Here is a 13,616-nt window from a genome sequence, read left to right on the forward strand (position 1 = left end):
CAGGGGCGATGTGGATTTTGCCTGGCAGTAGCGTAATATAGTCCGAACTATGGTGAAGAAGGCAAAGAAGAAAAAGGCGGCCGTCGACAATAACTCGACCCTTGCCACCAACCGACGTGCCCGCCACGACTACACCATCCTCGACACCCTGGAATGCGGCATGGTGCTCGTGGGCACCGAAATTAAGTCGATGCGCGAAGGCAAGATTTCCCTTACGGATGCCTTCGCCACTATTGACGACGGCGAGGTCTACATCCGCAATCTCCACATCCCGGAGTACTCCCAGGGAACGTGGACGAATCACTCGCCCAAGCGCACGCGCAAGTTGCTCTTGCACCGCCGGGAGATAGACAAACTCATGGGGCAGGTGCGCGACGGCAACAAGACCCTGATCCCGCTTAAGGTCTACCTGAAGGACGGCCGCGCCAAGTGTGAACTCGGCCTGGCCAAGGGTAAACAGGACTATGACAAGCGTGAGGCAATTAAGCGCCGTGACCAGGACCGCGACATTACCCGCGAGCTGGGTCGCCGCGTCAAGGGGATCAACGCCTAACCTGGGAGCCATGATTTATACGGCCAAGGTTCATGACGTTATTCGGGGCGAGGAGCAACCGCGTGGGGTAGCGGTGCTCGTCGATAAGCTCTGGCCCCGTGGCGTGGCCAAGGAGCGCCTGCCCTATGACCACTGGTTCAAGGATGTCGCGCCCAGTCCGGGGTTGCGTAAGTGGTGGGGGCACGATGTCGATGCTTTCGAAGAGTTTGCCCGGCGTTACCGCGCGGAGCTCGACGCGAATGACAGCGAGGAGCTGGAACAACTGCGCCACCTTGCTGAGCTTGGCGACGTCACCCTCCTCTTTGCTGCCAAGGACCGCGAGGTCAACCACGCCACTGTGTTGAAGGCGTGGTTAGAGGAGAGCTAGGCAAACAGCCCCCAAATGGTGGCGCCCACGGCGATGAGGCCCGTGACGACGACGAAGACGTTGCTGGGGCGGCCGCGGAATTGCTTGAGAGCATCGATGCGGTGGATGGCGTACATCGGCAGCAGGTAGAGGATCGAGGCGATGAAGGGGCCGCCGATGGCTTCGATAAGCCCCAGGATCGATGGATCGATGATCGCGACAACCCACGCAGCCACGAAGATGATGCCGTGCATGATGGAATTGAGCTGCTTTTCCGAGAGCTTCGCCGTGGCGCGCGGTGCGGCGCTGCGCAGCAGGAAGTTGCCGCCCTCGGTGGCACCCAGCACGTGGCCGAAGTAGGAAGAGATGATGGCGATCATCGCGATGATGGGGGAGAGGAAGGCCAAGACCGGAACGCCGGTGACGTTGGCCAAGTAGGACAAGACCGGCAGGTTCTGCTCGCGGGCCTCCGCGAGCCCGTCCGCACCGAGCGTGAGGGTACAGGACCACACGAAGAACATGGTGAACACGGTGAGCAGAATTGCTGTCAGCGCCAGCGCGCGCGACGCATTCTCGGAGCTCTTCTCACGGCCGTGTGCGGCGACCATAGCCAAGGAAAACTGGGAGATGGCGGGGGAGTGGTTAAAGGAGAAAACCAACACGGGGATGATGAGGGCGACAGCACCGACGACGCGCCAATCATTGTTGCCAACTTCCATGAAGGAGGCGATATCCCAGCGCGGGATGAGATAAATGGACAGCGCGCCGAGACAGAAGATCAGCGGATACACCAGGAACTGCGTGACGGCGAGCACCATGCGTTGGCCAAAGGTGAAGACGATGGTCATGATGCCCACGAGGAGGAACGACAATAGAGGACGCGGAACCGAGGGCCCGTGTAGCTGGTTGACGATGAAACTATCAACCGTATTGGTGATCGAAACGCCATAAATGAGGACGATGGGGAAAATTGCGCAGAAATAAACCACCGAGATGATAAATCCTGCGCTTTTGCCGAAGTAGTCCGTGACCACCGCGGTGATGTCCTCACCCTGGCGTGGCGACGCACAAATCATGCGGGCGAGCCCGCGGTGGGAGAAGTACGTCATCGGGCCGATCAGGATGGTTGCCACGAGTAGCGGCCAGAAGCCGAAGCTGCCGGCGTTGATGGGAAGGAACAAAATGCCGGCGCCCACGGCGGTACCAAAGAGGGAGATGGCCCATTCGGTATTGCTCGCTTGATGGTGGGCGGTTTCTTGGGAGCTGGAGGTTTCGGTGGTTGCGCTCACTTTGCAGCCTTTAACAAAGTAGGTGAATAGGACTCACACACCTTAACAGCGTTTAAGTTGATGTTAATCACAAGGGGGTGCTTATGAAAGCTATGCCTCATGTGGCCTGGGGTGAAGCTTGCGGGAATAGGGGCGGGTGCAGTAGCGTTGAACGGACCGTAGGGCGCGCAAAGGCGCGTGCTGCGCAGCTTTCACAGCAATGTGTAATCGAGGGGTCGACATGGTTTCGACTTCGTACATTGAGCCAGGGGAAGCGTGCCGGTGCAGGCTAGAGACCACCGTTAAGCGTCGTAGCAACCAATAAACGCAGAGAAGAACTCTCAGCGTGACTACGCCCTCGCTGCCTAATTTCAGCGACGCGTGTCTGTCAGCCTAGGTTTGGTTCCTGACCTAGATCCTGGCATCGACTAGGGAACTTGCCTGACCGGTTTGTTGTTCGGCCGGTTGGGGACTTTAAGAGCAACTGGGCCCATCATCCGGAACGAGTTTGCCCGAGCCGGAGGGTCGAGTAGAGATCCTGTGCAGACTGCGCACGGAGAAGCCCTGGCGAGGTGACGAAGGACCCGGGTTCAATTCCCGGCGGCTCCACTGAAGAGCAAGAAACCCGCTGGTCATAACGGCCAGCGGGTTTCTTGTGTGAAGGGGGTGGATTAACCGATCGGGTAACCGGTGACCGGGCCCTCAGTGTTTGGCTGCCAGCCCAGCGCAGGGGCGATATGGGTGGCGAAGCTTTCGAGAATCTTCACGTTGACGTCCACGCCCATGCCGGTCGGGATGGTGATCAGTAGGGTGTCGGCGGACATGACGGCCGGGTCGGCCTTGAGCTGCTCGATGAGCTTGTCGGGCTCGGCGGCATAGGTGCGGCCGAAGGTGGACGCACCGACGTCGGGCAGCATGCCCACTTGGTCGGAGCCGGAGGCCTGCATGCCGAATCGCTGCATATCGGCGCCGTCCACGATGGGGAAGATGGAGCGGGAGACGGACGCGCGCGGGGCCCAGTCGTGGCCCGCTTCCTTCCAGGCAGCACGGTAGCGGCTGATCTGGTCTGCCTGGATCTCACCTAAGGTCGCGGCGGTGGTCTCGGAAACCAAGGTGGAAGACATCAGGTTCAGTCCGTCCCTGGCGGTCTGCTCTGCCGAAGTATGAGTACCGGAGCCGTAGAAGATGTGCTTGCGTAGATCAGGGGCAATGGGGAAGACAGGGAGGGCGGAGCCGGGCTGGAACATATTCGGGTACTGGCGGTCTAGAGGTGCGGCGGTGGCAAACCCGTTGCCGTCCACCGCAGCCATGAACGCCTCGAGGTGAGCTCGTGCCACGTCCGCGCCGTTGGGGCCTCGCCCTTGTAGCCGAAAGCCTCCCAACCACGCTCGGCAACCTCCGGGGTGCCGCGCGAGACGCCCAAGGCCACGCGGCCGCCGGAGATTTGGTAGAGGGATGCGGCCTCTTCGGCGAGGTAGAGTGGGTTTTCGTAGCGCATGTCGATCACGCCGGTGCCCACCTCAATGTTCTTGGTGGTGGCGGCGACTGCGCCGAGCAGCGGCATCGGGGCTGAGGCTTGCGGTACGAAGTGGTGGACGCGGAAAGACGCGTTGTTCACACCGATCTCATCTGCAGCCTGGGCGATTTCCAGGTGGATCTTCGCGACTTCTTCCGCGGACGGGCCGCGCTGGCCCCCGAATGCGTAGTGTCCGAAACTTAAGAATCCGAATGCTTTCATTGGTCAAACACTCCTATTGGTGACGTATCAACAACCAGGGTAGCGCCCCATCAGCAGATTGTCACGGTCTAAGGCTGCTCCGCCAAAATCCCCAGTTAGAAAGCGTTCTATCTGGGGTCTCTTCGTGTGTGGAGCCGCCGGGAATTGAACCCGGGTCCCAGATGCTCGTCCGTGCTCATAGGGCCTGCTTTAGGATGGCCGCATGGATACCGAATCTCTCCGCATCGCTGTCGTCTTGTTTGAAGGCTTTGAGCTTCTCGACGTCTTCGGACCCGTCCAGCTGCTTCAAGCGGTGCCTGACATCACCGTGGTTTTCGCCGGGCCGACGGGCGAGCCAGTTGCAAGCTCGCAGGGCGTGGAAGTGGTGCCGACGATTTCTTATGGGCAGATTGGGCCGACCGACGCTCTCCTCGTTCCCGGCGGTAAAGGAACCCGGCAGCTCGTAGGGGACGAATCTTTTCTGTCGTGGCTTCGTGGGTTGGGCGCACAAGCACCGTGGGTTGCCTCCGTGTGCACGGGTTCTGCGGTCTTGGCGGCAGCGGGGCTTTTGGAAGGCTACGCCGCGACGAGCAACAAGCGTGCCTTTGCGTGGGCGAGCTCCTTCGGGGAGTCCGTGATTTGGAAGCTCAAGGCGCGGTGGGTGCAGGACCGTAATCGGTGGACTTCCTCAGGCGTGGCGGCGGGGATGGATATGACGGTCGCACTCATTGAGTACCTCAGCTCCGAAGCTGTTGCCATCGACGCTGCCAACTTTGCGGAATTCGAGCCGCATCGCGATTGCGAGTGGGATCCTTTCGCCCGGCTTTATGGGCTGGTGCCCTCGAGCGTTGACGACGCTGAATGCGGGGAGTGACGTCTGGGAAGCCGACGACGCTCACGGTAGATAAGGTGCTAAAAACGGTCGATTTTGGGCCACTATTTACCGTGAGTGTAGCGATGGGTGAAAAGCGCTCTTGGTGAGAGGGCGCTCGGAACTTCGTCGTCAGCAGAAGCGTTAATGTTCTAGTGACTGATCAAATCTTGCGTGGTGAACTATGGCGATAAAGATGCCTATCGACTTAAGGCCGCTTCGTGTCGAGGATGCTACCGAGATGGCTACTGTGCTTTCCAGCCGTGCCCTGTACACGTTTACGGGTGGTGAGCCGCCTTCTGCTGATGAGCTTGCGCGACGGTACGCGTTCCAAACCCGAGGCGGCTCGAGCGACGGTACCGAAGAATGGATCAATCTCATCGTCACCCTCGGTTCGAGTAAGCAACCGATAGGTTACGTCCAGGCGACTGTGCCCCGCAGCGGTGATGCGACGGAGATCGCATGGGTGATTGGGAAACAGTGGCAGGGGCATGGATACGCCAAGGAAGCCGTGAAACTGCTTAGCGCTTATCTTGCGGAGCGAGGCATTACGCATCTCATCGCTCATATCCATCCCGAGCACTTAGCCTCACAGCATGTCGCTGCCTATGCAGGGATGAGCCCCACGGCACAGGTCGTTGACGGCGAAGTCCGTTGGGAGCGCAGATAGTCTCCAACAAAATCGTGAAAAGCGAGCATCATTGCCAACTCAGGGCTAATGGACACCTCTCAGTGTTGTTCACGGTAGATAAGGGGCTAAAAACGGCGTCGATTTTGGGGCGCTATTTGCAGTGAGCGTAATGAGAATCCCGTGAGGGGTGTAGGGGCGCGGGGCGAAAGCGGAGGACGGCTGGCCGGGAAAATGTGACGAAGAAGGAAAATATTTGTTACCCAAGTTACATTCCCGTGGTAGCCTTTCCCCAACAGTGTGACGTGGAGCACTGGGACTGACCCCTACGACAGGAGTACCCATGAACAGCCCATCCAATGCAGCGCCACAAGGCGGCGCTGGCACCGCGGAAAAGCCGAAGACGAATCCCGCAAAGGCTGAGCAAAAGCAGAGCCAACAATCCGGTGGGGGAATGCTGGATAAGTTCCTTAATGGTGTCGAATACATCGGCAACAAGCTGCCGGAGCCCTTCACCATCTTCCTGGTCCTCTTCCTGATCACAGGTGTGCTTTCCACCATCATGGCGAAGATGGGCGTGGAAATTAAGATTCCCGGTAGCGATGAAATTCAGCCAGTTAAAGGCCTGTTCACCGGTGAGGGGCTGACCTGGTTCACCACGACAATGGGGGAGAACTATATCAACTTTCCGCCGCTGGTGACGGTACTTCCCATCATGCTGGCGGTAGGTGTGGCGGAGCGCTCCGGCATGCTCTCGGCGCTCATCCGTAAGCTCTTCGGTTCTGCGAAGCCGTGGCTGCTGCCCTATGCAGTCGGCGTCATCGGCGTGACCGCTTCGGTCATGGCGGATGCCGCCTTCGTCATCGTCCCGCCGCTGGCGGCGATGGTCTTCAAAGCCGCGGGCCGCCACCCAGTGGCTGGCCTGATTGGTGGCTTCGCCGCCGTGGGCGCTGGCTATTCCACATCCTTGGTGCCGACTTCCTTGGATGCGCTCTTTGCCGGTATTACGACCGCGGTCATGGAGACGCTGCCGAATACCGACTTCGCGCCGGTTAACGCCATGTCGAATTACTACTTCAACGTGGCCTCCTCCATCGTGCTGGGTGTGCTGGCTGGTTTCATCATCGACAAGGTCATCGAGCCGCGCATGTGGCAGCAGGAAGTTCCCACTGAGGAAGATATTGATCCCGAGGATGCCGCTGAGCGTGGTGACCGCGATGAAAACGGCGAGGAGCTCACCGCTGAACTGCGTCCGGCCGAATCCAAGGGCCTCATCTGGTCCGGTGTGGCCACGGTCATCCTCACCGCCATCATCCTCTTCGCGGTCCTTCTGCCAGAATCGCCGTGGCGCAATGAGGAGGGCAGCTTCTTGCCCAAGTCCCCGCTGCTGAATTCCATCGTCTTCATCGTTTTCGCCTACTTCTTGGTGCTCGGCGTTGTCTACGGCAAGGTTGTCGGCACGGTCAAGGGGATCACCGACGTCGTGAACATGATGATCGGTGCTCTCAAAGACATGATGAGCTTCCTTATTCTGGCCTTCATCCTGGGTCAGTTCGTGGCGCTCTTTGCGTGGACCGGTATCGGTACCTTCACTGCTGTGAAGGGTGCGGCCTTCCTCGAATCCATCGGGCTTACCGGCTTCCCAGCCATTTTCGCCTTCATTGCGCTCGCGTCCTGCCTGAACCTGCTGATCATTTCCGGTTCTTCCATGTGGACGCTCATGGCAGCGGTCTTCGTTCCGATGTTTGCCCTGCTGGGTTATGAACCGGCCTTCATTCAGGGTGCGTTCCGCGTTGGTGATTCCGCGACCCAGATCATCACCCCGCTGAACCCGTACATGATCGTCATGCTTGGCTTCCTCCAGCGCTATGAGCGCGGGGCGGGCCTGGGAACACTGATGTCGCGCCTCGTGCCCTTCGTTATCCCGTTCTTTACCGCTTGGGCAATTCTGCTGGCCATCTGGTTCTATGTGGACCTCCCACTGGGACCGGGCAACAACGTCATGATTGGTTAAACGCATGAATCAACGCAACAATCCATCGACGGCGTATTTGGAGGCGATGGAGGAGGGCGTCGCCAAGCGCGTGGCGTCCGCCGCCCCACCGGAAAAGCACGGAGAAGACTACCCGGGGCAAGCACAGCTCTGGGATGTGGCGGCTGCACGGGCCGAAGACCTGCGGGAGCAGGCCGCACACATCGTCGCTGACCTGCACGCCCACCCCGAAACCGCTTTTGAGGAACATCGCTCCATGGCGGTGCTCGCGGACCTTGTTGAGGAGCATGGCTTCTCCACGCGCCGCGGGGTCTATGGTCTGGAGACCGCCTTCGAGGCCTCGTGGCAGAGCACAGATTTCGACCCCGAGCGGCATCCCACTGTGGCCATCCTGGCGGAATACGACGCCCTGCCCCAGATTGGGCACGCGTGCGGACACAACGTCATCGCCGCGGCGGGCGTTACTGGATTCTTGGCGGCTACTGCCGTGCTGGACGACGCCACCCCTTCCTTATCCGGCCGCATACTTCTCCAGGGAACCCCTGCGGAGGAAGGTCATTCCGGCAAGGAATACATGATTCGCGGAGGCAGCCTCGACGGCGTGGATGCCGCAGTGATGATCCATGGCTTTGGTTATGACATCGGCGCGCACGCCTGGGTAGGCCGCCGCATCTTGCGTGTGACATTTCGTGGTGTGGCTGCACATGCGAGCTCCCAGCCGTTTATGGGGCGCAACGCCCTCGATGCTGCGAGCTTGGCCTACCAGGGCATTGGTCTGATGCGGCAGCAGATGCCGCCTTCGGATCGCGTGCACGCCATCATGAGCGGTGGCGATCGCCCTTCCATTATTCCGAGCGAGGCGGAGATGACTATTTACGTGCGCTCGTTGGGAACGCGCACGCTCATGGATCTGTCCGCCAGGGTGGAAGACATCGTCCAGGGTGCAGCGCTCATGGCCGGCGTTGAGGTGGATGTGGATTGGGATGAGCATCCGATGACGCTGCCCGTGCGCAACAATGCGGCGCTGGTGGACCGCTGGACGGCGACGCAAGCGCGCCGGGGGCGCACTGCGCTGCCGGCGGGGACGGTTCCGGATACGGTGGCTGCCTCGACGGACTTCGGCAACGTCTCCCACCTAGTTCCGGGTTTGCACCCGATGGTGCAGGTTTCGCCTGCCGACGTCGCCCTGCATACCGAGGACTTCGCCCGCTGGGCGGCCACGCCGCAGGCGGTGGATGCGGCTGTCGATTCCGCTGCAGGGTTGGCGCAAGTAGCGCTAGATTTCTTGGCGGACTCGGACTTTCGCCGCGCGGCGCAGGAAGACTTTGATAGAGAAGGGCCTGTATCGGTGACCGATCTCATCGCGGAGAAGGGGTAGCGTGCCACGTTCTTGTAATGGCACGTCACGGGGCGTCGCCCAGCGTATGCGTACCCCCGTGATGAATTAAGAAACAATTGTGTGCTTGAAAGGTAAGCCTTACATAGGTTAGGTTATGCGCTGACATTATTTGCCAGCTGTGGTTAGCCACACCTAATATGCAAGGAAACTATGTTTACTCTTTCTCGCCGTGCCGCAGGCGCGACCGTCACCAAAGTTGCCGCCACCCTCTCCGTGGCTGCGCTCGCTCTAACGGGTTGCTCCGCAAACCAATCCCAGGATTCTGCTGAGCCGACCAACTCCGCAGCCGCGGACTCCTCCACGATTACGCTGGAGGATAACTTTGGTTCGAAGGAGGTCGCGCTGCCGGTAGAGAACCCCGCGGTGACGGATAACCGCGCTTTCTCCGTTCTGGCTCAGTGGGATATCGACCTTGCCGCCGCGCCGCTTCCGCTGGTGCCGAAGTCCCTGCGTGATACCTACAACAAGGACACCGTCGAGGTTGATCTGGGTTCCCATAAGGAACCGGATCTGGAAAGCCTCGTCGCAGCGGAGCCGGACGTGGTGTGGAACGGCCAGCGTTTCGAGCAGCACCAGGAGGACATCGAGAAGCTGCTCGAAGATGTTCCAGTTGTTGACTTCGAGCCGCGCGATGACAAGGACTTCTTCGAAGAGCTCAAGCGCCACACCGAGGCGCTGGGCCAGGTCTTTGGCCACGAGGAAGACGCCGAAAAGCTCATCGCGGACTTCGACGCTGCCGCCGAGCGTGCCAAGAAGGCCTATGACCCTGAGCAGAAGGTGATGGCCGTGAATACCTCCGGTGGTGAAATCGGCTACATCGCTCCTGGCATCGGGCGCGTGTATGGGCCGGTCTTCGACTTGCTCGGCCTGACCCCGGCCCTAGAAGTCGACAATGCTTCTGACGACCACGAGGGTGACGATATCTCCGTCGAGGCGATTGCTCAGTCCAACCCGGATTGGATCCTCGTTATGGACCGCGACGCTGCCATTTCCAAGGAAGGCGAGCAGGTCACCCCGGGTGAGAAGCTGGTCAAGGACAATGCGGCGCTGAAGAGCGTGAGCGCGGTAAAGGACGGCAACGTTTACGTGGCGCCGAATGACACCTACATTGATGAGTCCATCATTACCTACACCGAGATCTTGAACGCGCTTGCCGACGCCTTCGAGAAGGCCCAAGCCTAAACAGTTCTGCGTTAGCGAAGGAGAAGATTCACAACGTGACGGTGAAGAGTAGCGCTGCGTCCCAGCGGCCAGCCGCGAACAAGCGCAGTTCGCGCGGTTCTGTGCTGACCTGGAAGCTGGGCCTTGGCGTACTTGGCGTCGTCGCGCTACTCCTCCTTTCCCTCATCGTGGGCGAGTACAGCATCCTCGATAATGAGGACGGCTGGGAGATGTTCTTCACCACCCGCATACCGCGTACCGTGGCGCTCGTTTTGGCGGGCGCTGCGATGGCAATGAGCGGTTTGGTTATGCAGCTGCTGACTCAAAACCGCTTCGTGGAACCCACGACGACGGGAACTACCGAGTGGGCCGGATTGGGCCTGCTCTTTTCCCTAATCCTCTTCCCGCATGCATCGGTACTGGTGAAGATGATCATTTCGGTGCTCTTCGCTTTCGTGGGCACCATGGTGTTTTTCGCGTTCCTGCGTCGCGTGGCACTGCGCTCTTCACTCATCGTGCCGATCATCGGCATTATGCTGGGCGCTGTCGTTAGTGCGGTGTCGTCCTACGTAGCGCTAGCGACGGATACCTTGCAGCAGCTCGGCATCTGGTTCATGGGATCCTTTACCTCTGTCTATGAAGGACAGTACGAAGTCCTGTGGATCGTGCTCCTGGTTTTGCTGGCGGTGTGTTTCTACGCGGATAAACTCACCGTCGCCGGGCTAGGGGAGGACATCGCCACCAATATTGGCCTGAACTACCAGCGGATGATCCTGCTGGGAACCGGCCTCATCGCGGTGGCGACGGGCGTGGTCACCGTCGTCGTTGGCGCCCTGCCTTTCTTGGGCCTCATCGTGCCTAATGTGGTGAGCATGGTGCGCGGCGATGACCTGCGCTCTAATCTTCCATGGGTCTGCCTGCTCGGCATCGCCACGGTGACCCTGTGCGACCTGATTGGCCGCATCATCATTGCCCCGTTTGAGATGCCCGTATCGGTCATCCTGGGCGTTGTGGGTGCTATCGTTTTCGTCGTCTTGATCGTGAGGTCGACCAAGTGAGTGTGAGTATCTCTATCCCTGCGACGAAGGAAGCTGTGCAAGTTTCACGAGCCCGGCGAAACGTGGGCAGCTTCCAGTCTGCGGCTGCGGCGCGAAAGTACTGGATCATCCTCGGTGCTTTGATCTTCGCCGGGCTGCTCTTCGCCTTCGGCCTTTTGGCCTATGACAACCCCATGGACTTTGGGACCCGGAAGTGGTGGCTCATTGCGCGTCGCCGCGCTGATGCGGTGACCGCCATGGCGGTTGTCGCCGTGTGCCAAGCAGTCGCCACGGTAGCTTTCCACACGGTGACCAACAACCGAATCCTCACGCCCTCCATCATGGGCTTTGAATCCCTGTACGTGGCCATCAATACGGCTACGGTCTTCTTCCTCGGTGCTGCCGGCCTGACCCAGGCGCGGACCATGGGAACCTTTCTCATGCAGCTCGCGCTCATGGTGGCGCTGTCTGTGGTGCTGTATTCTTGGCTGCTGACTAGCCGCCGCAACAACATGCATGCGATGTTGCTCGTGGGCATCATTATCGGCGGCGGCCTCGGCTCGTTGGCAACGTTTATGCAGCGCATGCTCACCCCCAGCGAGTTCGATGTGCTCACCGCGCGGCTTTTTGGCTCCGTTAACAACGCGGAAAGTGAGTACTATCCCATCGCGATTCCGCTGGTCATTGCGGTGACACTGTTGATGTTCCTCAACTCCCGTCAGCTCAACGTGTTGGCATTAGGAAGAGATGCCGCCACAAACCTGGGCGTTAACCACAAGGTCAACGCCATCTACACGCTGATTTTGGTCTCCATCCTCATGGCCACGAGCACCGCGCTCGTCGGGCCCATGACCTTCCTCGGATTCCTCGTAGCAACGTTGGCCTACCAGGCGGCGGAGACTTATGACCACCGTTTCCTCTTCCCGATGGCTATAGCCACCGCCTTCGCTGTACTCACCGGCGCCTACTTCCTGATGGAGCACGTCTTTTACGCACAGGGTGTGGTCTCCATCATTATCGAGCTAGTGGGTGGCAGTGTCTTCCTTCTGGTCATTCTGCGAAAGGGCAAGCTGTGATCAAGCTTTCCAAAGTTTCCAAGTCCTACTCCGGTGAGACCAACATTGGCCCCATCGATCTGGAGATCCCCTCCGGCGGTATCACCGCGCTGATTGGGCCGAACGGCGCGGGCAAGTCCACGATGCTGACGATGATTGGCCGGCTTCTCGACGTCGACGAGGGTACCATCGAGGTCGCCGGTTACGACGTGTCCTCCACGAAATCGCAGGACTTGGCGAAGATCCTCTCCATCCTGCGCCAAGAAAACCACTTCATTACCAAGCTGACCGTGCGCCAGCTGGTGAGCTTCGGCCGGTTCCCTTACTCAAAGGGGCGTCTGACTGCAGAAGACGAAGAGGTAGTCTCGCGATACATTGACTTCTTCCGCCTTGGCGAATTGGAGAACCGCTACCTCGATGAACTCTCCGGCGGCCAGCGACAGCGCGCCTACGTGGCGATGGTGCTGTGCCAGGAGACGGACTACGTGCTTCTCGACGAACCCCTCAATAACCTCGACATTTCCCATTCGGTCGAGATGATGAAGCACCTGCGAAAGGCCGCCAAGGAATTCGGCCGCACGATCATCATCGTGTTGCACGACATCAACTTCGCTGCCCGCTACGCCGACTATATCTGTGCGGCCAAGGACGGTAGCATCGTTGCCTTCGGTGGGCCGGAGGACATCATGCGCGATGACATCCTGACTCCAATCTTTGAAACCCCCATCACGGTCATCGACGGACCGGATGGGCTCTTGGCCTGTTACCACTAGCTATTAACATTCGGGTGGACTGCCCGACAGTTAGAAAACCGCCCCAGGAAGAGCGCCAAAATGCGTATTTTCCTGGGGATTTGTTGTTTGTTGGGGGTGTGCGTATATTTATCCGAGTCGCCGCGAGGTAGCCGGGAGGTTAACTGGTGGTAGATGTTCGGGCAATGTTTGTTCGGCGGGTTTGACTTTGGTTGAGCTTGTTGGGTAGGGTTGTTCGGGCCGCTGCAGAGAGGTTAACGTTTGGTTAATTTCTTGTGTGGTGTGCGGATGATGTCTGAGAACTCAATAGTGTGCCAATGTACTTTTTGTGTTGGTTGATTTTATTCATTGTGGCTGTGATACGCCGTATGCGTATCACGGTTGGTGTATGCCGGATGGCGCTTTTCTTTCAAGCGGCGTCATTGTAAATAACATAAGTTGTTTGGGCGTAAATGATTTAAAATCTTCTGACTTTGCCAGCCTCCTTTTGTGCCCCGTCGGGTTGGGGGTTGGTTGGATTTTTTCTTTATGTAATTTTTGGATAGCCAGTTCAGGTGACACTGCTTTTTGTGGTGTTGTTTGTTGTGGTTTGTCTGTTTGTTAGGTTTGGGCTTTTCACGGCCTTTTTGTGGAGAGTTTGATCCTGGCTCAGGACGAACGCTGGCGGCGTGCTTAACACATGCAAGTCGAACGGAAAGGCCTCTTGCTTGCAAGGGGTACTCGAGTGGCGAACGGGTGAGTAACACGTGGGTGATCTGCCTTGCACTCTGGGATAAGCTTGGGAAACTGGGTCTAATACCGGATATGAACTGCCTTTAGTGTGGTGGTTGGAAAGT

The 13,616-nt window shown here is 58.9% G+C and carries 11 protein-coding genes, 1 rRNA gene, 1 other RNA gene and 1 pseudogene; 12 read left to right on the forward strand and 2 right to left on the reverse strand.

Annotation, left to right across the window (positions count from 1 at the left end; genetic code table 11):
* Nucleotides 1-49: 49 nt before the first annotated feature.
* Nucleotides 50-553 carry an SsrA-binding protein SmpB gene (gene smpB / locus M5J06_RS12085; protein ID WP_250224759.1) on the forward strand — a complete coding sequence of 168 codons (504 nt, stop codon included), beginning with the start codon at nucleotides 50-52 and terminating at the stop codon, nucleotides 551-553.
* A gap of 10 nt (nucleotides 554-563) precedes the next feature.
* Nucleotides 564-920: a DUF488 domain-containing protein gene (locus M5J06_RS12090; RefSeq protein WP_102234029.1), complete on the forward strand. Its 357-nt coding sequence runs from the start codon at nucleotides 564-566 to the stop codon at nucleotides 918-920.
* Here the strand turns inward: M5J06_RS12090 and M5J06_RS12095 are convergent.
* Complete coding sequence (locus M5J06_RS12095; RefSeq protein WP_144015038.1) at nucleotides 917-2,188, reverse strand: SLC5/6 family protein; 1,272 nt, start codon at nucleotides 2,186-2,188, stop codon at nucleotides 917-919. The genes M5J06_RS12090 and M5J06_RS12095 overlap by 4 nt on opposite strands.
* Nucleotides 2,189-2,399: 211 nt before the next feature.
* Between M5J06_RS12095 and ssrA the strand changes: the two genes are divergently transcribed.
* Nucleotides 2,400-2,779, forward strand: a transfer-messenger RNA (tmRNA) gene (ssrA, locus tag M5J06_RS12100).
* Nucleotides 2,780-2,838: 59 nt separating this feature from the next.
* Here ssrA and M5J06_RS12105 read toward each other — a convergent pair.
* Nucleotides 2,839-3,905: pseudogene (locus M5J06_RS12105) on the reverse strand (LLM class flavin-dependent oxidoreductase).
* A gap of 202 nt (nucleotides 3,906-4,107) precedes the next feature.
* Here M5J06_RS12105 and M5J06_RS12110 point away from each other — a divergent pair.
* From M5J06_RS12110 to M5J06_RS12150, 9 genes are all read left to right on the forward strand, one after another.
* On the forward strand, nucleotides 4,108-4,758 hold the full coding sequence (locus tag M5J06_RS12110; protein WP_070562789.1) for a DJ-1/PfpI family protein: 651 nt from the start codon (nucleotides 4,108-4,110) through the stop codon (nucleotides 4,756-4,758).
* A 193-nt stretch (nucleotides 4,759-4,951) separates the two neighbouring features.
* Nucleotides 4,952-5,425: a GNAT family N-acetyltransferase gene (locus M5J06_RS12115; RefSeq protein WP_255365831.1), complete on the forward strand. Its 474-nt coding sequence runs from the start codon at nucleotides 4,952-4,954 to the stop codon at nucleotides 5,423-5,425.
* Nucleotides 5,426-5,726: 301 nt separating this feature from the next.
* Entirely contained in the window at nucleotides 5,727-7,397 is a 1,671-nt protein-coding gene (locus M5J06_RS12120; RefSeq protein WP_250224760.1) for an AbgT family transporter, read from the forward strand.
* Between the two features lie 4 nt (nucleotides 7,398-7,401).
* A complete protein-coding gene (locus M5J06_RS12125) occupies nucleotides 7,402-8,754 on the forward strand; it encodes a M20 family metallopeptidase (RefSeq protein WP_250224761.1) in 1,353 nt (450 codons plus the stop codon).
* Nucleotides 8,755-8,925: 171 nt separating this feature from the next.
* Nucleotides 8,926-9,957: a siderophore ABC transporter substrate-binding protein gene (locus M5J06_RS12130; RefSeq protein WP_070524657.1), complete on the forward strand. Its 1,032-nt coding sequence runs from the start codon at nucleotides 8,926-8,928 to the stop codon at nucleotides 9,955-9,957.
* Between the two features lie 35 nt (nucleotides 9,958-9,992).
* Entirely contained in the window at nucleotides 9,993-10,994 is a 1,002-nt protein-coding gene (locus tag M5J06_RS12135) for an ABC transporter permease (protein ID WP_070684195.1), read from the forward strand.
* Nucleotides 10,995-11,029: 35 nt separating this feature from the next.
* On the forward strand, nucleotides 11,030-12,049 hold the full coding sequence (locus M5J06_RS12140; protein ID WP_070562803.1) for an iron chelate uptake ABC transporter family permease subunit: 1,020 nt from the start codon (nucleotides 11,030-11,032) through the stop codon (nucleotides 12,047-12,049).
* The gene (locus M5J06_RS12145) at nucleotides 12,046-12,801 is read left to right on the forward strand and encodes an iron ABC transporter ATP-binding protein (RefSeq protein WP_250224762.1); all 756 of its coding nucleotides are present in this window, start codon (nucleotides 12,046-12,048) and stop codon (nucleotides 12,799-12,801) included. Before M5J06_RS12140 ends, M5J06_RS12145 begins: the two co-directional genes overlap by 4 nt.
* Before the next feature lie 604 nt (nucleotides 12,802-13,405).
* Nucleotides 13,406-13,616 (forward strand): 16S ribosomal RNA (locus tag M5J06_RS12150); the annotation flags it as partial.

Origin of the sequence: Corynebacterium intestinale, assembly GCF_023574125.1 — a bacterium.
In the GTDB taxonomy this organism is placed as follows: Bacteria; Actinomycetota; Actinomycetes; order Mycobacteriales; family Mycobacteriaceae; genus Corynebacterium; species Corynebacterium hesseae.

Bases quoted from the DNA above. Each gene is read 5' to 3' on its own strand.
- smpB (WP_250224759.1), top strand. From the start codon at position 50: ATGGTGAAGAAGGCAAAGAAGAAAAAGGCGGCCGTCGACAATAACTCG.
- M5J06_RS12090 (WP_102234029.1), top strand. From the start codon at position 564: ATGATTTATACGGCCAAGGTTCATGACGTTATTCGGGGCGAGGAGCAA.
- M5J06_RS12110 (WP_070562789.1), top strand. From the start codon at position 4,108: ATGGATACCGAATCTCTCCGCATCGCTGTCGTCTTGTTTGAAGGCTTT.
- M5J06_RS12115 (WP_255365831.1), top strand. From the start codon at position 4,952: ATGCCTATCGACTTAAGGCCGCTTCGTGTCGAGGATGCTACCGAGATG.
- M5J06_RS12120 (WP_250224760.1), top strand. From the start codon at position 5,727: ATGAACAGCCCATCCAATGCAGCGCCACAAGGCGGCGCTGGCACCGCG.
- M5J06_RS12125 (WP_250224761.1), top strand. From the start codon at position 7,402: ATGAATCAACGCAACAATCCATCGACGGCGTATTTGGAGGCGATGGAG.
- M5J06_RS12130 (WP_070524657.1), top strand. From the start codon at position 8,926: ATGTTTACTCTTTCTCGCCGTGCCGCAGGCGCGACCGTCACCAAAGTT.